Source organism: Novosphingobium sp. BL-S-20, from assembly GCF_055521635.1.
The window spans coordinates 1527795-1552015 of record NZ_CM145494.1 but is presented as its reverse complement, the minus strand read 5'-3'; the positions used below and the strand labels follow the sequence as shown (position 1 = coordinate 1552015).

Genomic DNA, 24221 nt, shown 5'->3' with positions numbered 1-24221 from the left:
AAAAACAGGCAGCGCATAGTGGATTGCCCTCGCCTCGGCAAGCGATTACCGGCAACGACAATGTCGCAAGACCTGTCAGAAACGCCCCGGCGTCCCCTCTCGCATCCCTCCACGGCAGCCATAGTAGTGGCCGCAGGCAAGGGGTTGCGCGCCGGACAGCCCGTTCCCAAGCAGTTCGCCCTCTGGCGCGGCAAGCGTGTGATCCGCCATTCGGTGGAAGCGCTGGCCCATGCCGGAGTCGCGCCGATCCTCGTGGTGATCCCGCAGGGTGCCGAGGATCTGGCCGCCGAAGCCCTTGCCGGCATTGGGGGCGTCCGGTTCACCAGCGGCGGCGAAACGCGGCAGGAATCGGTGCGCCTAGGACTGGAAGTGCTGGCCGGCAGCAAGCCCGATCTCGTGCTGATCCACGATGCCGCGCGCCCAATGCTTCCCTCGGCGGTGATCGAGCGCCTGCTCGGCGCCTTGTCGGGACTGCCCGGTGCGATCCCCGTCCTGCCGGTCGCGGACAGCCTCGCTCATGCCGAACATGAGGACGACATCGAAGTGATGGGCGCCCCCGCCCGCCGCGAGGACTTGCGCCGGGTGCAGACCCCGCAGGCCTTCCGCTTTCCCGAAATCCTCACCGCCCACCGCGCCTGGGACGGCCCGACCACCGCCGGAGACGATGCCCAGGTGGCACAAGCCGCGGGCCTCAGGATCGCTCTCGTCGAAGGAGACGAAGCCTTGCACAAGCTGACCTACGCCTCCGATTTCGCCGTCGGTGCCCCGCCCATCCGGGTCGGCACCGGCTACGATGTCCACCGGCTCGAGGAAGGCGAGGAACTCTGGCTCTGCGGTGTGAAGATCGAACATACCCACGGCCTGTCCGGCCACAGCGATGCCGACGTCGCCATCCACGCCCTCGTCGATGCCCTGCTCGGCGCGGTCGGTCGGGGCGACATCGGCCAGCATTTCCCGCCCAGCGATCCGCAGTGGAAAGGGGCGGCCTCCGACCGCTTCCTCGCCCATGCCGGAAAGCTCGTGGCCGAGGCGGGTTATGCGCTCGGCAATGCCGACGTGACGATCATCTGCGAGGCGCCCAAGATCGGCCCGCACCGCGAAGCCATGCGCGCGCGCCTGGCGGAAATTCTCGCCGTAGACCCATCGCTCATCAGCGTAAAAGCAACCACTACCGAGAAGCTGGGTTTCACCGGCAGGTCGGAAGGGATCGCCTGCCAGGCCGCCGTCAGCCTGGTGCGGATGTAAGGAGATGACGATGCGCAAGACCATTACCCTGGCCCTGGTATCCGCGCTGGCGATTGTGCCCAGCGTGGCCAGCGCCCAGCAGTCGTGCCTGACCAAGGCCGAGGCCCGCTCGCTGTTCGGCTATGCCCTGCCGCAAGTAATTTCCGGCACCAGCAAGCGCTGTGCGCAGGTCCTGCCGAGCGATTCGTTCCTGCGCAGCCACGGCGCCGAACTGGTTACGCGCTATTCCGCTCAGAAGGCCCGTTACTGGCCCGAGGCCAAGGCCGCCTTCCTCAAGCTCGGCCAGAGCAAGGACGCCCAGGTCGGCCAGTTTGCGCGTAACCTGCCCGACGAATCGCTGCGTCCGCTGGTCGATATCACCGTGGAAGGCCTTGTTTCCCAGGAGCTTCCGTTGAAATCCTGCGACAAGGTCGACCTCGCGCTTGACCTGCTCTCCCCGCTTCCGCCCGAGAACACCGCCAGCCTGATCGCGCTGCTGATCGAGGCTACTTCCAAGGCCGACGAGGTCGCGCCCGGAAAGACGAAGCTCGGCGGCTTCTCGCTCTGCAAGGACTGACATGGCCGACATCCTCTTCCCGCAGGACCTCTACAACCTCGCCGCGCGTGTGATCGCCGAGAACAAGGCGATCGGCCGCAAGGTAGCGCTGGCCGAAAGCTGCACCGGCGGCCTCGTCTGCGCCGCGCTGACCGAAGTGGCGGGTTCTTCCGCCGTGCTCGATCGCGGTTTCGTGACTTATTCGAACGAATCGAAAAAGGAACTGCTGGGCGTCCCCTCGGACATCATCGACACGCTCGGCGCGGTCTCTCCCGCGACGGCCTGGGCCATGGCGCAAGGCGCGATTCTGCACAGCAATGCCGATGTGGCCGTGGCGATCAGCGGCATCGCCGGTCCGGACGGCGGCAGCGACCTCAAGCCGGTCGGCACCGTGGTCTTCGCCCGCGCCCATCGCGGCGAGGAAGAAGTCCATGCCGAGCAGAAGCTGATCGAGGGCGCGAACCGCGCGGAAATCCGCCATCACGCCGCCGTGGTAGCGCTAGAACTGCTGCTACCGGGAACGGAATTGCCCGCTTACGCAGACTGAAAAGGACCCGTCGTCCCGGACCAAAGTCCAGGACGACGATCCTAAATCAGACCGGCTCGCCGTAAAGCTCGTGCGCGCGGGTCTCGAAAGCCGCTACCATCTTGCGAAAGGCCTTGTCGAAGTACTGCCCGGCCAGCTTCTCGAACAAGGCGTTGCGGAAGCTGAAGCGCACGTCGAACTCGATATCGCAGCTATGAGCATCCACCGGATGGAAGGTCCAGTGGTTGTGCAGGTCCTTCATCGGACCATCGACGTAATGGACCTTGATCTCGCGCGGACGTACTTTCTCGACGCGCGAAGTGAACTTCTCGCGCAAGGCCTTGAAGCCGACCAGCATGTCCGCAACCATTTCGGTCCCGGTATCCGACTTCACGCGAGTGGCGACCACCCAGGGAAGGAACTCCTGGTAACGGCCCACGTCCGCAACGAGGTCGAACATCTGCTCGGCGCTGTAAGGCAGCCGCTGGGTCTCATGAATTCCGGGCATGCGTCAGGCTTTCGGCGCAGCCTTAGCGAGTTTCGCCTCACGCGCAGCGCGCATTTCGGCGAAGTCCTTGCCTGCGTGGTAGCTCGAACGGGTCAGCGGCGAGGACGCCACCTGAAGGAAGCCCTTCGCACGGGCAATCGCGCCATAGGCGTCGAACGCCTTGGGCGTGACGAATTCCTTGACCTCGGCATGCTTGGGCGTCGGGCGCAGGTACTGGCCCATGGTCAGGAAGTCGATGTCCGCGCAGCGCATGTCGTCCATGACCTGATGGACTTCCAGGCGTTCCTCGCCGAGGCCGAGCATGACGCCGGACTTGGTGAAGATCAGCGGATTGTGAGCCTTGACCTCTTCCAGCAGGCGCAGCGAGGCATAGTAGCGCGCGCCGGGGCGGATGGTCGGATAGAGGCGGGGAACCGTCTCCAGGTTGTGGTTGTAGACGTCCGGCCCCGCCGCGACGATCGCCTCGACGGCGCGGCGCATCTTGCCACGGAAGTCGGGCGTGAGAATCTCGATCGTGGTGTTCGGGGTCGCGGCGCGCAGAGCCTGGATCACCTTCACGAACTGGTTCGCACCGCCGTCGGGCAGGTCGTCGCGGTCGACAGAGGTGATGACGATATGTTCGAGCCCGGTCTTGAGCGCCAGTTCGGCGACATGTTCCGGCTCGGAAGGATCGACGCGGCCCGGCATGCCGGTCTTCACGTTGCAGAACGCGCAGGCGCGGGTGCAGGTGTCGCCGAGAATCATCACCGTGGCGTGCTTCTTGGTCCAGCACTCGCCGATGTTCGGACAGGCCGCTTCCTCGCAGACCGTGTTGAGCTTGAGATCCCGCATCAACTGGCGCGTTTCGCCGTAGCCCTTGCTGGTCGGCGCCTTCACGCGGATCCAGTCGGGCTTGCGCTGACGTTCGGGCTTCTGCTCTGGGCTCGGCACGGAGGAAAGATCGTTCATGGCGTCCAGATAGTCGCAAGCTTGCCCGCTTGCCAGTGCGAATATCCGCTCTATGGATTGCGTGCGTTTCAATGGAGGCAAACCATGACCGATTCCAGCGCCCCGCAACCCGAACAACGCGTCCTCGATACCCTTCTCGACGGATATCGCCGCTTTCGCAGCAGCGGCTGGAGCCCCAATCGCGAGCGATGGGAGCGCCTCAGCGAAGGCCAGCAGCCCGAAGTGATGATCGTGGCCTGCTCGGACAGCCGCGTCGATCCCGCCCAGATCTTCGACGTCGATCCCGGCGAAATCTTCGTGGTCCGCAATGTCGCCGCGCTCGTCCCGCCTTTCGAGACCACGCCCGGCCACCACGGTGTCTCAGCCGCGCTCGAATTCGCTGTGCAGGTGCTCAAGGTGAAGGAAGTCGTGGTCATGGGCCACGGCATGTGCGGCGGCTGCAAGGCCGCGCTGACCCAGGAACTGCACGGCGCCGAACCCGGCCAGGGCGGCTTCATCGCCGACTGGATCTCGATGCTGGACGAGGCCCGCGCCCCCGTCGCCGCCGAGTTCGGCACCTCGGGCCGCCCGGCCGAGCGCCAGATGGAACAGGCCGCCGTGCGCGTCAGCCTGGACAACCTGATGACCTTCCCCTGCGTGCGCAGCAAGGTGAAGAACGGTGACCTCAAGCTGCGCGGGGCCTTCTTCGCAATTTCCGATGGTCAGCTCCATCTCATGGACGAGACCAGTGGCGAATTCGCACCGGTCAGCTGAACCATCGACAGAAAAGGAGGCCCGGTCGGACCGCCCTTTTCCCAGGCAGGCAAACAAAAAGGGCGGCGGGATATCCCGCCGCCCTTTGCTTTGTCAGTCGGGAAGACCGGCTCAGGAAGCCGGTGTGCCCTTCGTTGCGGCATAAGCAGCCCAGAGCTTGGCAACCGGCGCACGGGTGCCGGTGACCTTGGCCAGCGCCGCCTGTGCATCGGCAGCCTTGCCCTGCATGGCCTGCGCCATGCCGAGGCGCATGTTCGCCTTGTTGGCATCGACACCCGGCTTGCCGAGCGCGACCTTGTAAAGCTCTTCCGCCTTCGGGTATTCCGCATAGCTCAGGAACACGTCGGCAGCGCCCGTGACGGCCGCAGCGGTTGCGCCCGGCTTGAGGGCGTCACGCTCGGTGGCAGGCAGCGAGGCCTTGTCCGCAGCAACACGTCCGGCGCCGTTGGCGCGGTCCTGACCGACTTCGGCCTGGGTCAGCAGCCCCTTGGCGAGACCCTGGTCGATAACCTTGACGGCCTCACCCGGGAACGCACGGGGGTCGACGTTCTGGAGGTATTCGAAGTAGTCGCCCTTGGTCTTCATCGCACCGGTTGCGGACATCAGGCGCATCAGATCGAGGTTTTCCGCATTCTGGAGCGAGGCCAGCTGACGCACGATCGAGATCGAGATGTTCCACGAATCGGGGCTCGGGTAATACTGCGCGAGCATCGCCGCATATTCGGCCGAGGGCGCAAGCTGCTTGGCGTCATAGGAAGCCTGGAGCGCACTGCGGATCGAGGTTTCGCTGGGCTTGGTCCCATTGGCCTTGGCAGCCTCAAGCTCCTTCTGAACCATCGCCAGCGCTGCCTGTGGATTGTTCGAACGCTTGTAGGAATCGGCCAGCAGCGGCTGGATCATGTTCTGCTGGTCGCGATAGCCGCCATCGAAAGACTGCTGCAGGTAACGCGCAGCAACGTCGTACTGACCGCTCTGATAGGCGGTGACGCCTGCAAGATACTGCACCTGGCCCAGCGATTCCGGGCTGGTCTGGCCGCTGTCGAGCATGAGCACGAGACCCTTGTGCTGCATCGCCGTGTCATTCATCAGAACGCCGACGTTTCGGGTCATCTCGCCCTGCTTCAGCTTGTCGTAGGGCTGCGTGGCCTGAGCCTCTGCCGCCTGAAGCTGAGCCAGGATGCCGCCCATGGCCGCATCGACTTCTGCCTTGGCAGCAGCCTTCTCGGCATCGGTCTTGGCGGCCTGGGCCTTCTGCGAGGCGGCCTGCACGGTGGGATTGGCCTTCGCGTCGGCGATCGCCTTGTCAACCGGCGCGGCGACAGCGGCATATTCCTTCGAGAAGGGGGTCTTCCCGGCAGCGGCCTTCTCCTTGGCCACGACCATCGTCGGGACCACGGCAGCTGCCATTCCGCCGGTCATGGCCACGGCCAGGGCGATACGGGAAATCAGGAACTTGCGAGCCATTCAGGCCTACTCCTCATCAAGACACGGGGAGACGCGCCGTAAAAGCGTGACTCCATGAATTCGGTGTTGCCGGTGTGGCGGCGAAACGTCCGCTTGGCAACCTCGCGGCGGAATTAGAACTCCGCCACTGAACGCTGTTTGAATGCAATTCACCGCAGCCCCGTCGGTTCCCTCGTTTGCGCAGCGACGACCGACTCGCTCTACTCGGCCCATAAGTGTGGAAAAAAACACGCAGGCCCCTCCAGCCCCTGCCGTTCAGGTGGCTTTCCCCCCGCGCATGTCCTAGTGCGATCCATCACCCTTTGTCCCGCAGCAACGAACGATCCAGCGCGTGAGCGACGACACCGACATGAACGGCCCCGAGCACATCGGTCCCGAAGGCGAATATACCCGCATCGACATCGTCGATGAGATGAAGACGAGCTATCTCGATTACGCGATGAGCGTGATCGTGAGCCGCGCCCTGCCCGACGTGCGCGACGGCCTGAAGCCGGTCCACCGCCGCATTCTCTATGCCTGCCAGGAAGCGGGCTACGTCGCCGGTCGTCCCTACCGCAAGTCGAGCCGCATCGTCGGCGACGTCATGGGTAAGTATCACCCCCATGGCGACAGCGCGATCTACGACGCATTGGCGCGCCTGACGCAGCCGTGGTCGATGCGTCTCCCGCTGATCGACGGCCAGGGCAACTTCGGTTCGATGGACCCCGATCCGCCGGCCGCCATGCGTTACACGGAAGCCCGCCTCGACAAGGTCGCGAACGAGCTTCTCGCCGATATCGACAAGAACACCGTCGACTTCGCCGACAACTACGACGGCTCCGAAAGCGAGCCGACCGTGCTTCCCGCGCGCTTCCCGAACCTGCTGGTCAATGGCGCGGGCGGCATCGCGGTCGGCATGGCCACGAACATTCCGCCGCACAACCTCGGCGAAGTGATCGACGGCTGCCTGGCCATGATCGACAATCCGGCCACGACGATCGAGGACCTGATCCAGATCATTCCGGGACCGGACTTCCCGACCGGCCCGCTGATCCTCGGCCAGGGCGGCGCCCGCAATGCCTATATGACGGGCCGCGGCTCGATCATCATGCGCTGCCGCCACGAGATCGAGGAAGGCCGCGGCGATCGCCGCTCGATCGTGCTCACCTCGATTCCCTATCAGGTCGGCAAGTCGAACCTCGTCGAGAAGATCGCCGAAGCCGCCAAGGAAAAGCGGATCGAGGGCATCTCCGACATCCGCGACGAATCGAACCGCGAAGGCGTTCGCGTCGTCGTCGATCTCAAGCGCGATGCCACCCCCGAGGTCGTGCTCAACCAGATCTGGCGCAACACCCCGGCACAGTCGAACTTTGCCGCCAACATGCTGGCGATCAAGGGCGGCCGCCCCGAAGTGATGAACCTGCGGGACTTCCTTCAGGCCTTCATCCAGTTCCGCGAAGAAGTCATCACCCGCCGCACCAAGTTCGAACTGAACAAGGCGCGCGACCGGGCACATATCTTGCTGGGCCTCGTGGTCGCGGTCTCGAACCTCGACGAAGTCGTGGTGATGATCCGCAGCGCGCCGAACCCGGCAACGGCCCGCCAGCGCCTGATGGCCAAGGAATGGCCGATCGGCGACATCGCGCCCTACATCCGCCTCGTCGAGGCGATCGAGCCCAGCGCCGAGCAGGACGGCGGTACCTATCGCCTGTCCGAGATCCAGGTGAAGGCGATCCTCGACCTGCGCCTGCACCGCCTGACGGCGCTCGGCCGCGACGAGATCGGCGACGAGCTCAAGGAACTGGCCGCCGCGATCGAGGAATACCTCTCGATCCTCGCCGACCGCGTGAAGCTCTACGGCGTCATGCGCGAGGAACTGGTGGCGGTGCGCGAACTCTACGCCACCCCGCGCGTCTCGCTGCTGACCGGCGCTGCCGACGGCATCGAGGACGAGGACCTCATCGAGCGCGAGGAAATGGTCGTGACCGTCACCATGGACGGTTACATCAAGCGCACCCCGCTCTCGACCTTCCGCGCCCAGGCGCGCGGCGGCAAGGGCCGCGCCGGCATGGCGACGAAGGACGAGGACGTCGTCACCACGATGTTCGTCACTTCGACGCACAATCCGGTGCTGTTCTTCTCCACGGCGGGCAAGGTCTATCGCCTCAAGGTCTACAAGCTGCCCGAAGGCGGCCCGACCACGCGCGGACGCCCGATCGTCAACCTCCTGCCCTCGCTGGACAAGGACGAGACGATCCAGACTGTCCTGCCGCTGCCCGAGGACGAGAAGGAATGGAGCAAGCTCTCGGTCGTCTTCGCGACGGCCAAGGGCAACGTTCGCCGCAACGCCATGGACGCCTTCGCGAACATCCCCTCGAACGGCAAGTTCGCGATGAAGTTCGACGAGGACAGCGCGGATCGCCTGATCGGCGTCGCCCTGCTCGACCAGTCGGACGACGTGCTGCTGGCAAGCCGTCAGGGCAAGGCCATTCGCTTCGCCGGCGACCTCGTGCGCGAATTCGCGAGCCGCACTTCCACCGGCGTCAAGGCCATGACGCTGAAGGACGACGACGAGGTGATCTCGCTCTCGATCCTCCACCGCGTCGGCGTGCAGGACCAGGACGAGCGCGAGGCCTATCTCCGCTTCGCCCCGTGGAAGGGCGAACGCGACGGCGAGAGCACGCTCGATCCCGAACGCCTGGCCTATCTCGTCGAGAAGGAGCAGTTCATCCTCACGGTCTGCGCCAACGGTTACGGCAAGCTGTCCTCGGCCTACGAGTACCGCCGCACCGGCCGTGGCGGCCAGGGCATCACCAATATCGACAATATCGGTCGTAACGGCCCGGTCGTCGCCAGCTTCCCGGCCACCCGCGCCGACCAACTGATGCTCGTGACCGACCAGGCCAAGCTGATCCGCCTGCCGCTCGAATCGCTGCGCGTGATCGGTCGCGGTTCGGCAGGCGTGCGTCTGTTCAACGTGTCGAACAACGAACACGTCGTCAGTGCCGTGCGCCTCGACGAACCGGCCGAGGAAGACGTGATCGAAACGGCTGCCGAAGGCGAGACCCCGGCTGTCGATCAGGCTCCGGAAGCAGGCTCGCCGGAAGGCGAAGCGCCGGACACCGAAGCATGACCGATACCGTCGCTTACAAGATCCTGACCGGAGAGCAGCTGCAAACGCTGCTCTCCGACGGGACCTTTACTGGCGCGCCGATCGACCTGACCGACGGCTACATCCATATGTCGACTGCCGCGCAGGCGCAGGAGACGCTGGACAAGCACTTCGCCGGCCAGACCGGCCTCGGCATCGCCGCCGTCGATCTCTCGGCGCTGGGCGATAGCGTGAAGTGGGAAGTCTCGCGAGGAGGCGCGCTGTTCCCGCATATCTACGCCGACCTGCCGCTTTCCGCCGTGATCGCTCATGGTCCGGTAGAACGGGACGAATCCGGAAAGCTGGTCCTGCCCGGCGCCTGAAATCCCGCGCGCCCTTCCCTGACGGCGCGCAAAGGTCTAGGCGCTGGCGCCATGACTCAAGACGTCCATATCATCGGCGGCGGCCTCGCCGGGAGCGAAGCGGCCTGGCAGCTCGGGCGGCGCGGTTTCCGCGTGCGCCTTTCGGAAATGCGCGGAACCGGCGAGCGTAGCCCGGCCCACCAGGGCGACGGGCTGGCCGAGCTGGTCTGCTCCAACTCGTTCCGTTCCGACGACCACGAAAAGAACGCCGTCGGCCTGCTCCATGAGGAAATGCGCCGCTGCGATTCGCTGATCATGTCGGCAGCGGCCAAGGCGCAAGTGCCCGCAGGCTCCGCGCTGGCGGTCGACCGCGACGTGTTCTCCGCCGAAGTCGAGGCACGCCTTTCCGCGCTCCCCAACGTCGAGATCGTGCGCGAGCGCATCGACACACTGCCCGAGACGGGCACCACCATCATCGCCACCGGCCCCCTGACGGCAGAATCGCTCGCAGGCAGCATCGGCAACGCCACCGGCGCCGACAGTCTCGCCTTCTTCGACGCCATCGCCCCCATCGTCTACCGCGAGAGCATTGACATGGACGTGTGCTGGATGGCCTCGCGCTGGGACAAGGGCGAGACCAAGGACTACATCAACTGCCCGATGGACAAGGAGCAATACCTGGCCTTCCATCAGGCCCTCCTCGACGGCGAGAAGACAGCTTTCAAGGAATGGGAAGAGAACACCCCCTACTTCGACGGTTGCATGCCGATCGAGGTCATGGCCGAGCGCGGCGTCGAAACCCTGCGTTTCGGGCCGATGAAGCCGGTAGGCCTCGACAATCCGCACTGGGCGACCGAGGAACACCCCAAGGGCCGCTGGGCCTATGCGGTCGTGCAGCTGCGACAGGACAACAAGCTCGGAACGATCTGGAACATGGTCGGCTTCCAGACCAAGCTCAAGCATGCCGAGCAGGTGCGCCTGTTCCGCACGATCCCCGGTCTCGAAAATGCCGAGTTCGCGCGGCTCGGCGGCCTGCACCGCAATACCTTCATCAATTCGCCGGTCTTGTTGGACCGCCAGCTTCGCCTCAAGACCGCGCCTCACGTCCGCTTCGCCGGGCAGATCACCGGCTGCGAGGGCTATGTCGAAAGCGCGGCCGTCGGCCTGATGGCCGGCCTGATGACGGCCACCCAGCTTGCGGGCCGCGACTGGCAGGCCCCGCCGCGCACCACCGCGCTGGGCGCCCTGCTTTCGCACATCACCGGCGATGCCGAAGCGGAAAGCTATCAGCCGATGAACGTCAACTTCGGCCTTTTCCCGCCGCTCCACGACGTGAAGAAGAAGCAGCGCAAGGAAGCCTATACCGAGCGCGCCAAGCAGGAAATCGTGCCTTGGCTCGATAGCCTGACGCCCGCCGCCTGATCGGCTGCCATCAGCAACTGCACTTCGGCCGGGGCTTCGCCTTGGCCGGAGGCGGTGCGGTCTTGCGGAATTCCTCGGGTGAGAGCCACTGGTCGTGGTTCGTATCGGCCCCATCGAATTTCGTGACGGTCGCCACCGCCCATTCCTCGAAAGTCAGGAGGTTGTTGCCGTCCTTGTCGAGCTTGCGGAAGGCATCGACACGGGTGGAAAGCATCTCGTTGCGGGTGATCCGCCCGTCGCGATCCCGATCGTAGCGACCGAAGCGCCGCTGTTCACGCGTCTGCTCGGTCGCCTCGGGCAATTCCGGGCCTTCGAAATCGCCGAGATCCGCGCTCGGCATTTCCTGCGGATCAGGCGCGGCAGCAATGGCCTGCGGCAAAGGTGCCGCCTTTTCCACTTCCGCCCGCCCCTGCCACCAGAACAGCCCGACGGACAGCATCACGCATGCCGTCACCCCGCCGAGAATGAAGCGCTGCATCGCCAATCTCCCTGAAATCGCGCGACTTATCCCCTCGGACTGGCGTAACAAGGAAATTACATGTCTGTTATCAGAGCGGATTCAGCGCCCGAGTAGGCCGATCCGCAAGGCCTTGAGCACCGTCCGCGCCGAGCCCTGCCCGCCGCTGGCCAGATTGTCGCGAGCGAGCCCCTCCAGAACCGCCAGCGGTCGCAGCGCCCGCGAGACCCGCGCCAAGCGACCCTGCTCGGCCTGCGCGAGTCGCTTTACGACAACGCTTTCGCCGGGATGATTAAGCTTCGTGGCGAGATCCGCCAGCGCCCACCGACGCCCCAGCGCACGCGCCGCATCGACCTCGTTCGGGCGGCCCAGCGCTTCGGCAAGGCCAGCGAAAGCTGCGGCACGGCCATCGACCATCTCTTCCAAGGCTTCCGGCGCCAGCGGGGCTTCCCCGGTCAGCGCTTCCCAGCCATCGACCAGCGCGACGAGAGCTAGGTGGCCGCCATTCCAGCTTCGCAATGCGGCCAGCAGCGGCTCGCCTTCCGGCCATTCCGCAGCCTCGCGCCCCAGCGTCTCGCGCCACCAGGCCAGACGGATTTGCGCCATCATCGGCTCTCGCGAATGGCGAAGCAGTCCGGCAAGTCGTTGATCCAGCGCCAGCAAGGCCAGAGTCGGCAGTTTCGCGCGTGACGGCGCATAGGCCAGCGCAAGCTGCATCGTCTGCGGCAACGCGGGCAGCAGCAAGTCTTCGGGACGGCTTATGGGGACGGTTGGCTCGGACACGAGGTCTCTCTAGCCCGCGCGGTTCCTTGCGCAAGCCCGTAACGCAAAACGGCGGCGAAGCTTCCGCTTCGCCGCCGCTCTACTTTTCAGCGCTTACGCCAAGTCAGCGATAGCAGACCTTGCGGACCGCCTCGACGATGCGCGGCGTATCGATCAGCGCGAGCTTTTCGAGGTTGGCCGCGTAAGGCAGCGGCACGTCCTCGTTGCAGACGCGGACGACCGGGGCATCGAGGTTGTCGAAGCCGTCTTCCATGCAGATCGCGATGATCTCGGAAGCGATCGAGCAGACCGGGAAGCCTTCTTCGGCCACGACCATGCGGTTGGTCTTGGCGAGGCTGGCCAGCACGGTTTCCTTGTCGAGCGGACGCAGGGTACGAAGGTCGATGACTTCGGCATCGATGCCTTCACCGGCGAGCTGCTCGGCAGCTTCGAGCGCGAGGCCGACGCCGATCGAGTAGGACACGATCGTCACGTCCTTGCCTTCCCGCATGATGCGCGCCTTGCCGATCGGCAGGACGTGATCGTCGAGTTCGGGCAGTTCGAACGAACGACCGTAGACCAGCTCGTTTTCGAGGAACACGACCGGGTCGTCGCTGCGAATTGCGGCCTTGAGCAGGCCCTTGGCGTCCGAAGCGTCGTAAGGCGCGATCACGACCAGGCCGGGCACATTGGCATACCACGGACCGTAGTTCTGCGAGTGCTGCGCGCCGACGCGGGCCGCTGCGCCGTTCGGGCCGCGGAACACGATCGGGCAGCGCATCTGGCCACCGGACATGTAGTTGGTCTTGGCGGCCGAGTTGATGATGTGGTCGATCGCCTGCATGGCGAAGTTGAACGTCATGAACTCGATCACCGGACGCAGGCCGCCCATGGCGGCGCCGGTGCCGATACCGGCAAAGCCGTATTCGGTGATCGGCGTGTCGATCACACGCTGCGCACCGAACTCTTCCAGCAGGCCCTGGGTCACCTTGTAGGCGCCCTGGTACTCGGCAACTTCCTCGCCCATCACGAAGACGCGGTCGTCGCGGCGCATTTCCTCGGCCATCGCGTCGCGCAGGGCTTCGCGGACGGTCGAGGTCTTCATGTTGGTGCCGTAAGGGACTTCGGGGTCCTTCTTCGCGACCGGAGCAGGTGCTTCGGGGCGAGCGGCAGCCGGAGCGGCATCGGCGGCGGGAGCAGCCTCTGCCTTCGGCGCCGAAGCCGAGACCGCCGAAGCGTCTTCGCCTTCACCGGCGAGCACGGCGATGACCGTGCCGACCTTCACGCCCTCGGTGCCTTCGGCCACGAGAATCTTGCCGACGGTGCCTTCGTCGACGGCTTCGAATTCCATCGTCGCCTTGTCGGTCTCGATTTCGGCGAGGATGTCGCCGGAGGAGACTTCGTCGCCTTCCTTAACCAGCCAGCGGGCAAGCTTGCCCTCTTCCATCGTCGGAGAGAGCGCCGGCATCTTCAGTTCGATCGCCATCAGTAGCGCTCCACCAGGACGTCAGTATAGAGTTCAAAGGGTTCCGGCTCGGGCGAATTTTCCGCGAAGTCGGCCGATTCGGCGACCTGCGCGCGAACGCGCTTGTCGATTTCCTTCAGCGCGGCTTCGTCGACGCCGAGGGCGGCGAGGTCGTGCTTCACGTGCTCAATCGGATCGCGCTTCTCGCGCACGTCCTGAACTTCCTCACGGCTGCGGTACTTCGCAGGGTCGGACATCGAGTGGCCGCGATAGCGGTAGGTGTTCAGTTCCATGAGAACCGGACCATTGCCCGCGCGGACATATTCCAGCGCCACTTCGGCAGCCTTGCGGACTTCGAGCACGTCCATGCCGTCGACCTGCATGCCCGGGATGCGGAACGCGGTGCCGCGGCGGTGGAAATGCGTCTCGGCCGAGCCGCGCTTCACGGCGGTGCCCATCGCGTAACCGTTGTTCTCGATCACGAAGATGATCGGCAGCTTCCAGAGAGCCGCCATGTTGAAGCTCTCGTAGACCTGGCCCTGGTTGGCCGCGCCGTCGCCGAAGTAGGCCATCGCGACGCCGCCGTCTTCACGGTACTTGTGCGCGAAGGCGAGACCGGCGCCGAGCGAGACCTGGGCGCCGACGATGCCGTGTCCGCCGTAGAACTTATGCTCCACGCTGAACATGTGCATCGAGCCGCCCTTGCCGCGCGAGATACCCGCTTCGCGGCCGGTCAGTTCGGCCATGATCACCTTCGGATCGATACCGTAGGCAAGCATGTGGCCATGGTCGCGATAGCCGGTGATGACCGAGTCGCGATCGGAATCGAGCGCGGACTGAAGGCCCACTGCAACGGCTTCCTGACCGATGTAGAGGTGGCAGAAGCCGCCGATCAGGCCCAGGCCGTAAAGCTGGCCTGCGCGTTCTTCGAAGCGGCGGATGAGGACCATCTGCTCATAGAGGTTGAGAAGTTCTTCCTTGTTCGGCGCATAGCGCCGATCGGCCGCGAGCTTCTCCTGGAGGCTGTGCAGCGCGAAGTCTTCGTCCACTGCCGGTACTACGGCTGGCTCAGCGCCGGACCCGGCGTCAGTCTTGGCTTTGGGCAACGGGACTCCCCATCGTTGGTTCGATTGATTTCGGGCCGCTTTATAGGACGCCCAGCGGAAATCAAAAGCGCGATGAAGGAAATTTGCCGCAGGTGGCACAAAAATTATGGCAACCCGCAACGGAATGGCCACAATTGGTCTGAATCGGAGGCAGTTGCGGACGATAACGGCAGGCGCACGAGGCACCTGAACCGCGCTCACTTGTCGAGCATCATCACCATTTCGTCGGGCCGCACGACGTTGAGATTGCTGCGCAGCAATTCACCGGCCAGATCGGGATCGACGTGATTCTGATCGAGCAGACCCACCCGGTTTTTCAGGTGATCGCGGGTGATACGAAGTTCTGCCAGTTTCGTGCGGCGCTCTTCCAGCATATGCTGATTCTCGGTCCAGGCGATCAATCCGCTGGGGCCAGCGATTACGAAAGCCCCCATCAGCAGGAGCAACGCAAGCGCGATGCCCTGGACCAGGCGTTCCTTGGCAAGGCTGGCGTCCTGACGCATGACGGGAGAATGAGGCCTCATGAAAAGCGATAGAATCACATGTGATTCCGCGTTGCAAGAAGAATTGATAACCGATTCGCACGGCTGCGGAACAGGTCGTAACGGAACCTGTCATCGCAATGGCGGGCATATTGGTGTTGATAACTCGATTACTGGCCCCCGGCGCGTTCACGGGTGCACATAACGTTCTGCAAAGAGCGGTCCGGAAGATGTTTCCAACCGGAGGCAAAATCCTCTAGGCGCTCCCGATGCTGACGATCCGCGATATCACCGTTCGCCTTGGCGGGCGCACCATCCTCGACCAGGCCGCCGCCACCATTCCCAAGGATGGCAAGGTCGGCCTGATCGGCCGCAACGGCGCGGGCAAGTCCACGCTGGTGAAAGCCATCATCGGCGAACTGGAACCCGACGAAGGCTCGGTGGAGATGCCGCGTCGCGCCCGCCTGGGTTATATCGCGCAGGAAGCACCGGCAGGACACAAGACCGCGCTTCAGGCGGTGCTCGACGCCGATGCCGAGCGGATGTCCTTGCTTGCCGAGGCCGAGACCTGCACCGATCCCAACCGCCTAGGTGACTTGCACGACCGCCTGATCGCCATCGACGCCTATACCGGCGAGGCCCGCGCCGCGCGCATCCTCGTCGGCCTCGGCTTCGACGAGGCGATGCAGGGGCGCCCGCTCGACAGCTTCTCCGGCGGCTGGAAGATGCGCGTGGCACTCGCCGGCCTGCTGTTCTCGCAGCCCGACGTGCTGCTGCTCGACGAACCTTCGAACCACCTCGACCTCGAAGCGACGCTCTGGCTGGAGAACTTCCTCCAGAGCTATCCCAAGACGCTGATCGTCATCAGCCACGAGCGCGATCTGCTCAACAATGTGGTCGATCACATCCTGCATCTCCAGCAAGGCAAGCTGACGCTCTATCCCGGCACTTACGACAGCTTCGAACGAATCCGCGCCGAACGCGCCGCACAGGCCGCCGCGGCACGCGCGAATCAGGACGCGCAGCGCAAGAAGCTGGCCGACTATGTCGCCCGCAATTCCGCCCGCGCCTCCACCGCGAAGCAGGCACAGTCGCGCGCCAAGATGCTCGCACGGATGCAGCCGATCGCAGCCATGGCCGAGGATTCCTCGCTCAGCTTCGATTTCCCGAGTCCCGACGAACTGCGCCCGCCGCTCGTCACGCTCGATCTTGCCTCTGTCGGCTACGAGGCGGACAAGCCGATCCTGCGCCGCCTCAACTTGCGCATCGATCCGGAGGACCGGATCGCCCTGCTCGGCCGCAACGGCAACGGCAAGACCACGCTGGCCCGCCTGCTCGCCCGTCAGCTCGAACCGATGGAAGGTTCGCTCACCTTCTCGCCCAAGATTCGCATCGGCTACTTCACCCAGTACCAGGTGGAGGAACTGCCTTCCGATTCGACCCCGCTCGAACTGATGACCCGCGCGATGACCGACAAGCCGCCGGTCGCGGTGCGCGGACAGCTTGGCCGCTTCGGCTTCTCCGGCCCCCGCGCGACCGCCGGGATCGGTACGCTTTCCGGCGGTGAACGCGCGCGACTCGCCCTTGCACTGGTGACCCGCGACGCGCCGCACATGCTGATCCTCGACGAACCGACCAACCACCTCGATGTCGACGCACGCGAGGCGCTGGTCCAGGCACTCAACGACTTTGCAGGGGCCGTGATCCTCGTCAGCCACGATCGCCATATGGTCGAACTGGCGGCCGACCGGCTGGTGCTCGTCGATCAGGGCACGGCGGAGAACTATGACGGATCGATGGAGGATTACATCGACTTCGTGCTCGGACGGAACCAGCCCAAGGGCGACGGCAAGGCGCAGGCCGATGCCAAGCCCGCCCGCAAGAACGGCGCCGTCGCCCGCGAGGAACTCAAGGCCCTGCGCAAGAAGGTCTCCGAAACCGAGACGCGCATGAAGCGCATCCAGCAGCAGATCGAGGCGCTCGATGCCGCGCTTGCCGATCCTTCCTCGGTCAAGGGCGACCTCGCAAAGCTGGGCATCGGTGAGATCGGCAAGCGCCGCACGCAGGCTTCCGAGGAACTGGAAGCGGCCGAACTCGGCTGGTTCGCGGCGAGCGAGGCCATGGACGAATATATGGGCGGCGGCGCGTGAGCGTCGCTTTCCGGCGCGACGGCGACGAGGAACATCTCGAACCCAAGTTCGAAGTGCCGATCCCACCGGGGCCGAACCTCGTCACCGCCGAGGGACGCGCCCTGATCGACACGCGCATCGCGATGCTGGAAGCTGAAATTCCAGCTCTCACCGACGAGACCGCGCTCAATGCGGCCAAGCGCGACTTGCGCTACTGGCAGAGGCGCCTCGCGACGGCGGAATTGCAGCCCGCCCCCTCTGGTGACAGGGCGATGTTCGGGCACCGCGTGCGCTTCGCCCTGAATGGTAAGGAGCGCGAAGTGCATATCGTCGGCCATGACGAGGCCGATCCGGCCAAGGGCGCCCTCGCCTTTACCGCTCCGCTTGCCCGTGCACTGCTCGGGGGCGAAGTCGGCGATTTCGTCGATTTCAACGGTCAGGAAGAGGCTATCGAGGTGCTTGGGCTGCGCGTTTGAGACACTCTGCGTCTTAACCTTACGCAAAGCCACATCGTCGCCCTCGCGAATGCGAGGGCCCGCTTTCTTCTGCTGGCTATCCGAGAACCGCGAGAAAAGCGGGGTCCCCGCCTTCGCGGGGATGACGGATATGGGTTTGAAATAAACCGGCGCGGTCTGGGTTGCGGCGCAGTCCCCAGACCCAACGAAAAAGGCGGGGAATCAAGCCCCGCCTTCTCCTAAACATCAGCCTTGAAGAGCTTACCAGTTGCCCTTCTTCGGCTTCTTGTGGAACGGCTTGCCGCCGCCACCGCTGCGCTCGGGACGCGCACCGCCGGTCGGGCGCGGCTGATAGCGCTGGCTTTCGTAACCGCCACGGCCTTCCTCACGGCCGCCATGCGGCTTGCGACCGCGACCTTGCGGGCCTTCGCGGCGGCGCTCGCGGGCGACTTCGCGCGGGGTGTCCTGCGCTGTTTCGATGCGAATGGTGTTCTCCACATCACCGCTATCGTCCTGCGCGGTACGCTCGACGGCGCGCATGAACTGGTCGGCCTGCGCACGCGGAATCTGGAAGTAGGTCTGGTTGGCCATGATGCGGATCTGGCCGACCGCATTGCGGGTGACATGACCACGGCGGCACAGCAGCGGCAGAATCCAGCGCGGATCGGCATTCTGCTGGCGGCCCACGTCCATGGTGAACCACACGACATCGTCGAAGCCGGGGCGCTGGCGCGCTTCGCGGGCCTCGGGGCTGTTGCCGATCAGTTCTTCCGGCTGCGGCATGGCGGCGCGGTGGGCACGAACCAGCGCGGCAGCGAGGTCTTCCGCGCTGACCTTTTCGAGAATTTCACGAGCGATCTCGCGATCTTCCTCGTCAGCCTCAACCGGAGCCAGCAGCTTTTCCATCAGGCGGCCACGGTCGGCGGCGCGGATGACTTCCGGGGTCGGCGCGGCGATCCATTCGGCCTCGATGCGCGCACCGCGCAGCATGCCTTCGACGCGGCGGCGGCGCGGGAACGGCACGATGAGCACGGCGGTGCCCTTCTTGCCGGCGCGGCCGGTGCGGCCCGAACGGTGCTGGAGCGTCTCGGCATCGCGCGGAATTTCCACGTGGATGACGAGCGTAAGCGAGGGAAGATCGATGCCGCGCGCGGCAACGTCGGTGGCCACGCAGACACGGGCGCGCTTGTCGCGCAGCGCCTGAAGCGCGTTGTTACGCTCGTTCTGCGAGTGCTCGCCCGACAGCGCCACAGCGGAGAAACCGCGCTCGGTCAGAGTGGAGTGCAGGTGCTTCACATTGTCGCGGGTGGCGCAGAACAGGATCGCCGTTTCGGCATCGTGAAGGCGCAGCAGGTTGACCACCGCGTTCTCGACGTCGGCGGGAGCCACGGTCACGGCTTGATAAGTGATGTCGCCGTGACCGCGATTCTCGCTCACGGTCGAGATACGCAGCGCATCGGTCTGGTAACGGCGGGCCAGCGCTTCGATCGGGCGCGGCATGGTGGCCGAGAAGAGCAGCGTGCGGCGGCCCTCGGGGCTGGCATCGAGCAGTTCCTCAAGGTCTTCGCGGAAGCCCATGTCGAGCATTTCGTCGGCCTCGTCGAGCACGACCACGCGCAGCGCCGAGAGGTCGAGCTTGCCGCGTTCCAGATGGTCGCGCAGGCGGCCCGGCGTGCCGACGACGATCGTCGCACCGCGTTCGAGGGCCTTGCGCTCACGCACCGGGTCCATGCCGCCGACGCAAGTCACGATGCGCGCGCCGGTCTTGCCGTAGAGCCATTCAAGCTCGCGGCTGACCTGCTGCGCCAGTTCGCGCGTGGGGGCGATGGCGAGGGCCAGAGGCGCCTCTGCGTAAGGGATGGAGCCATCCGCCAGCAGCTCGTCGCTCATGGCGATGCCGAAGGCGACGGTCTTGCCGGAGCCGGTCTGTGCCGAAACCACCAGGTCGCGCCCACGCGCCTCGGCTTCGGCGACGGCGGCCTGAACCGGGGTCAGATTCTCGTAACCCTGCGCGGTCAGCGCATCGGCGAGAGGTTGGGGGAGCTGGGTAAAAGTCATGCGTTCTGAATCTGTCCTGTGCCGCTGAAGCGGTCTGTAATGGGTGAGCCTGGCGTGGAGTATGCGACCCAACGGGCCCTTCTTGCCGCGCTCCATAGACAAAAAACTCGGCTTTGGCGCGCACCAATTTCACAAAAGGCAACAATGGCCTTGCGCGACATGCGAATTTTCGCTCGCATCGTCGCAAGATGATGCCTTTTCCCGGCCACTTGGCCGCGAAAAAGCCGCCCCGTCATGTGGCTTTAATGAAGTGCGCCTAGCCGCTCCGTCCAGGTTGCCTGGAGCCAGCCATGACCGAAGACACGCGCAGCAAGCGCCTGCTTGCATCGATCCACGACGTCGGCCCCGGCTCGGAAAGAGCCGTCGTCCAACTTGCCGACCTGTTCGAACGCCGCCTGGGCGGCCCGCGCTACGCAATGCTGGTCGTGCCCAACCACTGGGGGTGCCATCCGCTTTCGGAAGACAGGGCATTCCAGCGGCGCCTGCGACGCTGGGCCGAATCCGGGATCGAGATGTTCGTGCATGGCTGGTATCACAGGGACGAAGCACAGCACCAAGGCGCGGCCCGGTTCAAGGCCCGACACATGACGGCCGGTGAAGGCGAGTTTCTCGGCCTCGACGAAGGCACCGCCCTCTCCCGCATGCGCGACGGCAAGACGCTGATCGAAGACGTGACCGGCCTTCCCACGGCAGGGTTCGTCGCCCCTGCCTGGCTCTATGGCGAAGGCGCCCGCTCGGCGCTGCGCCGCGCCGGAATGCCGCTTGCCGAAGATCACTGGCGGGTCTGGACGGCGGGGAACGGCAGGGTTCTGGCGCGCGGTCCCGTCATCACCTGGGCGAGCCGCTCGACCGTGCGCACTGCGTCCTCGCTGGCCTTCGCGGCGATGGCCCGGGCCGCCCTGCCTCTGACCCGGACCGTCAGGATCGCCGCCCATCCCGGAGACGTCACCAAGACCTCGCTTCTCGGCAGCATCGACGCCACCCTGACGCGCTTCGCCGCCACGCACAGGCCGTCGAAATACCGGGACTTGTACGACTTCATGGCGTGACGGTGACGCTTTCAACGCACTTTCACGTCTTGCGCATGACCGTCCCTACCGGAGTCACGAACTCGACATGTGCTCCCCATAGGAGCGCTCTGCGTGTCGATATTCTCACCGGAGCCGCAGGGTTGGCATGAAGGACAAGCTCAGGATCGTCATTCCGATCCACAGCCTCGATCCGGGCGGCGTCGAGCGCGTCGCGCTCGGCCTTGCCGCGCAGTGGCGGCAGGCCGGACACCAGGTGACGATCGTGCTAGGGCGTTCCGGCAGCCCCCATCTCGCGAGCGCTCCGGCGCTGGACTACTGGCAAATCCCCTCCCGCGTGCCTACGGCCTCCTGGGAAACGCCCTGGATGGTCTACTGCCTCTACAGCTATCTGATCGCGCACAAGGCCGATGTGCTATTCCTTCCCGGCAACACTTATGCGGTGGTGGGCGCGGCGATCAAGCTGCTGCTAGGCGATCATGCGCCGCCGATGGCGCTCAAGGTAAGCAATGCCCTCCGCCGCCCCGACATGCCCGCGCCGCTGCGGCGGGGCTACAGCGTATGGCTGCGCGCCCAGGGCCGGCTGTTCGAGCGCATGATCGGCCTTTCCGAACCCATGGCGCGCGAGATTCGCGAGATCACCGGGACGCCCGCCGAGCGGATCGAGGTGATTGCCAATCCCATCCTTTCCCGCGCCCGGCTGCACACACTGGCGAAGCGCGAACGCCGCGCGGCGTCGGTCTGGGGCACCCGCTTCCTGACGGCCGGACGTCTCGTTTCGCAGAAAAACCATGTCATGATGCTGCGCGCCTTCGCCCGCGCGGCGCGCCCTTCCGACACGCTGACGATCGCCGGCGAAGGCCCCGAGCGCTGCGCGATCGAACGACTCGCCGGCGAACTGGGGATCGGCGATCGCGTGCATCTCGCAGGGCACCTTGCCTGCATCGACCCGCTCATGGCCGAAGCCGACGCCTTCCTGCTGAGTTCGGACTACGAAGGCCTTCCCGGCGTCGTCGTCGAGGCTCTGGCGGCCGGGGTTCCCGTACTCTCGACGGATTGCTGCGTCAGCATGGAGTGCCTGATCGAAGGCAGCCGCACCGGCCTGCTCGTGCCGAGAAACGACGAACACGCCTTTGCCGAAGGTCTTGCCCGAATCCGCGACTTCGCAGGCGACCCCGAGCGCGCCCGTGCGATCGCCTCCCGCTACGAAGTGGAGAAGGCGGCGCAACGCTACCTCGACATGATGGCGCAAGTCCGCCGCGAACGCGACGACAAGCGCCGCCGACGTCTGGGACTGAGTGCATGGACAACGCACTCCCCCTGGCAGCGATCGCTTTGACCCGATAGCCCCGAGCGGAGAAATTCGTGAGAGAAACCGCCGCGGCCCTGGTGCCCGACGCCCCGATCATCGCGCTTACCCCACAGGACCGCAACCCGCACCGCGGACGCAATGCCCTGTTCTCGATCGCCCTTTCCCTTGCCGTGATCGTCGCCGTGTTCCATGAGATGGGCGGGCTGGACGTCCGGCGGCTTTCCGCGATGGTTCCGGCAAACCCCGCGTTCTGGCTGGCCTTTGCCGCAAGCTACCTCGTCACTCCCGCCAGCGAGTGGCTGATCTTCCGCCGTCTCTGGGGCATTCCCGGCTCCGGCATGTTCGCGCTGCTGCGTAAGAAGGTCTACAACGAGCTGCTTCTCGGTTACCTGGGCGAAGCCTACTTCTACACCTGGGCGCGCCGCCGCGTATCGCTCGCAGCCGCTCCCTTCGGAGCGGTCAAGGATGTGGCGATTCTGTCGGCGATGACCGGCAACGGTGTCACGATCGCCCTGCTCGCGATGATGGTGCCGTTCATGGACACCACAAGGCTCGGCCTGGATACGCGCATGTTCATGCTCTCGCTGGGCGTGCTGGTGCTGCTTTCCGCCGTCGCCATGCTGTTCCGCCGCCGGATCTTCACACTTCCCCGCACTGACCTATCGATGATTACCCAGATCCACCTCGGCCGCATCGCGCTGACGACACTGTTCAACGCCGTGCTCTGGCACCTCGTCCTGCCCGAAGTACCGTTGTCCTGGTGGCTGTTCCTGGCGACGCTGCGTCTGCTCGTGTCGCGGCTACCGCTGATCCCGAACAAGGACCTGCTCTTCGCCGGGGTCGCGGTGCTGGCACTCGGTCACGAGCGGGATATCGGCGCGCTGATGACGCTGATGGCCGGACTGATCCTGGCGGCGCACCTGCTGCTCGGCGGCCTTCTGGCAATCAAGGACCTTACGGCGCCGGAGCCTTCCGTATGAAGATCGTCGACGTCTGCGCCTTCTACTCGCCCCGCGGCGGCGGCGTGCGCACTTACGTGGAGCAGAAACTGCGCATCGGCCCGGCGCTTGGCCACGAGATCGTCATCCTCGCCCCCGGCGACGAAGATGCGGTGATCGAACGCGGTGCGGGCGCGAAGATCGTCACGATCAGAAGCCCGCGTTTCCCGCTCGACCGCAAATACGGCTATTTCGCGGACGCTCGGCAGCTCCACGCCGCGCTCGATGCCGAAGCGCCCGATTTCGTCGAAGCCACCTCGCCCTGGCGCAGCGCCGGGCTGGTGGCGGACTGGCCGGGTACGGCGCCGCGCAGTCTGGTCATGCATGCCGACCCGCTTTCGGCCTATGCCTATCGCTGGCTGGGCAACATCTTCTCGCGCCGGACGATCGACCGGCAATTCTCGCTGTTCTGGGAACATCTGCGCCGCCACAGCCGCAAGTTCGATCATGTGGTCTGCGCCAACAGCGATCTGGCACGGCGCCTTGACGCGGGCGGCGTGGCGCAAACGATCACCATCCCGATGGGCGTGGAACGGGAGTGCTTTTCGCCCACCCACCGCGACCCGGCATTGCGGGCGCGCCTGCTGGCGGACTGCGGCCTCCCCGAAAGCGCCGCGTTGCTGCTCGGCGTCGGGCGGCTCGCGCCGGAAAAGCGCTGGCCGCTGGTCATCGACGCAGTGAGCCTGGCCAGCCAGCAGACGCCGATCGGCCTCGTCATGCTCGGCGAAGGGCGGGAACAGCGCTCGATACTGCGCCATATCGCCGGAAACCCGCACGTCCGTCTCTTCGCGCCCGAGCGCAATCGTGGCGCTTTCGCGCAGATCATGGCGAGCGCCGATGCACTTGTTCACGGCTGCGAGGCGGAGACTTTCTGCATGACCGCCGCCGAAGCGCGGGCGAGTGGCATTCCCGTGGTAGTCCCTGACACAGGCGGCGCAGCGGATCACGCGGCGGGCGGCGCCGGCCGGACTTATGCCGCCGCCGACAGCAACGCGGCCGCCGAGGCGATCCTCGAAGTCGTGCGCGACCGCCCTCGTCCGGCGGTCAGTGCTCGCACCATGGACGAGCACTTCCGCGACCTCTTCGCCGCTTACGCCGCCTGTTTGCACAGGCGACGTAAGGCGGCCTGAAAGGCG

22 protein-coding genes are annotated in these 24221 nt (G+C 65.4%); 13 read left to right on the top strand and 9 right to left on the bottom strand.

Annotation, left to right across the window (positions count from 1 at the left end; genetic code table 11):
• The first annotated feature begins 60 nt into the window (after positions 1 to 60).
• From ACZ1II_RS15140 to ACZ1II_RS15130, 3 genes are read left to right on the top strand one after another with little or no spacing between them, the layout of a single operon-like run.
• Positions 61 to 1245: a bifunctional 2-C-methyl-D-erythritol 4-phosphate cytidylyltransferase/2-C-methyl-D-erythritol 2,4-cyclodiphosphate synthase gene (locus tag ACZ1II_RS15140; protein WP_465147181.1), complete on the top strand. Its 1185-nt coding sequence runs from the start codon at positions 61 to 63 to the stop codon at positions 1243 to 1245.
• 10 nt (positions 1246 to 1255) lie between these two features.
• Entirely contained in the window at positions 1256 to 1801 is a 546-nt protein-coding gene (locus ACZ1II_RS15135) for a hypothetical protein (RefSeq protein WP_465147180.1), read from the top strand.
• A 1-nt stretch (position 1802) separates the two neighbouring features.
• Complete coding sequence (locus ACZ1II_RS15130; RefSeq protein ID WP_465147179.1) at positions 1803 to 2327, top strand: CinA family protein; 525 nt, start codon at positions 1803 to 1805, stop codon at positions 2325 to 2327.
• Between the two features lie 46 nt (positions 2328 to 2373).
• On the opposite strand, the gene ACZ1II_RS15125 is transcribed toward ACZ1II_RS15130, so the two are convergent.
• A complete protein-coding gene (locus ACZ1II_RS15125; protein ID WP_147220578.1) occupies positions 2374 to 2814 on the bottom strand; it encodes a type II toxin-antitoxin system RatA family toxin in 441 nt (146 codons plus the stop codon).
• A gap of 3 nt (positions 2815 to 2817) precedes the next feature.
• Complete coding sequence (gene lipA, locus ACZ1II_RS15120; RefSeq protein ID WP_465147178.1) at positions 2818 to 3762, bottom strand: lipoyl synthase; 945 nt, start codon at positions 3760 to 3762, stop codon at positions 2818 to 2820.
• An 84-nt stretch (positions 3763 to 3846) separates the two neighbouring features.
• Here lipA and ACZ1II_RS15115 point away from each other — a divergent pair, with 84 nt between their 5' ends.
• Positions 3847 to 4515, top strand: a complete 669-nt coding sequence (locus ACZ1II_RS15115; protein WP_465147177.1) for a carbonic anhydrase — start codon at positions 3847 to 3849, stop codon at positions 4513 to 4515.
• Between the two features lie 111 nt (positions 4516 to 4626).
• On the opposite strand, the gene ACZ1II_RS15110 is transcribed toward ACZ1II_RS15115, so the two are convergent.
• A complete protein-coding gene (locus ACZ1II_RS15110) occupies positions 4627 to 5979 on the bottom strand; it encodes an SGT1 domain-containing protein (protein WP_465147176.1) in 1353 nt (450 codons plus the stop codon).
• A 349-nt stretch (positions 5980 to 6328) separates the two neighbouring features.
• Between ACZ1II_RS15110 and gyrA the strand changes: the two genes are divergently transcribed.
• The 3 genes from gyrA to trmFO are packed head-to-tail and all read left to right on the top strand — an operon-like array spanning position 6329 to position 10833.
• The gene (gene gyrA, locus ACZ1II_RS15105; RefSeq protein WP_465147308.1) at positions 6329 to 9091 is read left to right on the top strand and encodes a DNA gyrase subunit A; all 2763 of its coding nucleotides are present in this window, start codon (positions 6329 to 6331) and stop codon (positions 9089 to 9091) included.
• Entirely contained in the window at positions 9088 to 9432 is a 345-nt protein-coding gene (locus ACZ1II_RS15100; protein WP_465147175.1) for a DUF952 domain-containing protein, read from the top strand. Before gyrA ends, ACZ1II_RS15100 begins: the two co-directional genes overlap by 4 nt.
• 51 nt (positions 9433 to 9483) lie before the next feature.
• Complete coding sequence (trmFO, locus tag ACZ1II_RS15095; protein WP_465147174.1) at positions 9484 to 10833, top strand: methylenetetrahydrofolate--tRNA-(uracil(54)-C(5))-methyltransferase (FADH(2)-oxidizing) TrmFO; 1350 nt, start codon at positions 9484 to 9486, stop codon at positions 10831 to 10833.
• 10 nt (positions 10834 to 10843) lie between these two features.
• On the opposite strand, the gene ACZ1II_RS15090 is transcribed toward trmFO, so the two are convergent.
• The 5 genes from ACZ1II_RS15090 to ACZ1II_RS15070 form a co-directional block, all read right to left on the bottom strand.
• Positions 10844 to 11311: an EF-hand domain-containing protein gene (locus tag ACZ1II_RS15090; protein ID WP_465147173.1), complete on the bottom strand. Its 468-nt coding sequence runs from the start codon at positions 11309 to 11311 to the stop codon at positions 10844 to 10846.
• Between the two features lie 81 nt (positions 11312 to 11392).
• On the bottom strand, positions 11393 to 12073 hold the full coding sequence (locus ACZ1II_RS15085) for a hypothetical protein (protein ID WP_465147172.1): 681 nt from the start codon (positions 12071 to 12073) through the stop codon (positions 11393 to 11395).
• Between the two features lie 103 nt (positions 12074 to 12176).
• A complete protein-coding gene (locus ACZ1II_RS15080) occupies positions 12177 to 13538 on the bottom strand; it encodes a pyruvate dehydrogenase complex E1 component subunit beta (protein WP_465147171.1) in 1362 nt (453 codons plus the stop codon).
• Positions 13538 to 14623 (bottom strand): pyruvate dehydrogenase (acetyl-transferring) E1 component subunit alpha, encoded by a 1086-nt coding sequence (pdhA, locus tag ACZ1II_RS15075; RefSeq protein WP_465147170.1) that lies wholly within the window; start codon positions 14621 to 14623, stop codon positions 13538 to 13540. The genes ACZ1II_RS15080 and pdhA overlap by 1 nt, the downstream gene beginning before the upstream one ends.
• A gap of 197 nt (positions 14624 to 14820) precedes the next feature.
• Positions 14821 to 15147 (bottom strand): FtsB family cell division protein, encoded by a 327-nt coding sequence (locus ACZ1II_RS15070; protein ID WP_465147169.1) that lies wholly within the window; start codon positions 15145 to 15147, stop codon positions 14821 to 14823.
• 227 nt (positions 15148 to 15374) lie between these two features.
• Between ACZ1II_RS15070 and ACZ1II_RS15065 the strand changes: the two genes are divergently transcribed.
• Both ACZ1II_RS15065 and ACZ1II_RS15060 read left to right on the top strand, forming a co-directional pair.
• Entirely contained in the window at positions 15375 to 17255 is a 1881-nt protein-coding gene (locus ACZ1II_RS15065) for an ATP-binding cassette domain-containing protein (protein WP_465147168.1), read from the top strand.
• The gene (locus tag ACZ1II_RS15060) at positions 17252 to 17710 is read left to right on the top strand and encodes a GreA/GreB family elongation factor (RefSeq protein ID WP_465147167.1); all 459 of its coding nucleotides are present in this window, start codon (positions 17252 to 17254) and stop codon (positions 17708 to 17710) included. The genes ACZ1II_RS15065 and ACZ1II_RS15060 overlap by 4 nt, the downstream gene beginning before the upstream one ends.
• A 240-nt stretch (positions 17711 to 17950) precedes the next feature.
• Here the strand turns inward: ACZ1II_RS15060 and ACZ1II_RS15055 are convergent, their stop codons facing one another.
• Positions 17951 to 19747 (bottom strand): DEAD/DEAH box helicase, encoded by a 1797-nt coding sequence (locus ACZ1II_RS15055; RefSeq protein ID WP_465147166.1) that lies wholly within the window; start codon positions 19745 to 19747, stop codon positions 17951 to 17953.
• Positions 19748 to 20037: 290 nt separating this feature from the next.
• Between ACZ1II_RS15055 and ACZ1II_RS15050 the strand changes: the two genes are divergently transcribed.
• The 4 genes from ACZ1II_RS15050 (at position 20038) to ACZ1II_RS15035 (ending at position 24215) form a co-directional block, all read left to right on the top strand.
• A complete protein-coding gene (locus ACZ1II_RS15050) occupies positions 20038 to 20796 on the top strand; it encodes a DUF2334 domain-containing protein (RefSeq protein WP_465147165.1) in 759 nt (252 codons plus the stop codon).
• A gap of 127 nt (positions 20797 to 20923) precedes the next feature.
• Entirely contained in the window at positions 20924 to 22114 is a 1191-nt protein-coding gene (locus ACZ1II_RS15045; RefSeq protein WP_465147164.1) for a glycosyltransferase, read from the top strand.
• 26 nt (positions 22115 to 22140) lie between these two features.
• Entirely contained in the window at positions 22141 to 23067 is a 927-nt protein-coding gene (locus ACZ1II_RS15040) for a hypothetical protein (RefSeq protein ID WP_465147163.1), read from the top strand.
• Positions 23064 to 24215: a glycosyltransferase gene (locus ACZ1II_RS15035; protein WP_465147162.1), complete on the top strand. Its 1152-nt coding sequence runs from the start codon at positions 23064 to 23066 to the stop codon at positions 24213 to 24215. Before ACZ1II_RS15040 ends, ACZ1II_RS15035 begins: the two co-directional genes overlap by 4 nt.
• The last annotated feature ends 6 nt before the right edge of the window (positions 24216 to 24221 follow it).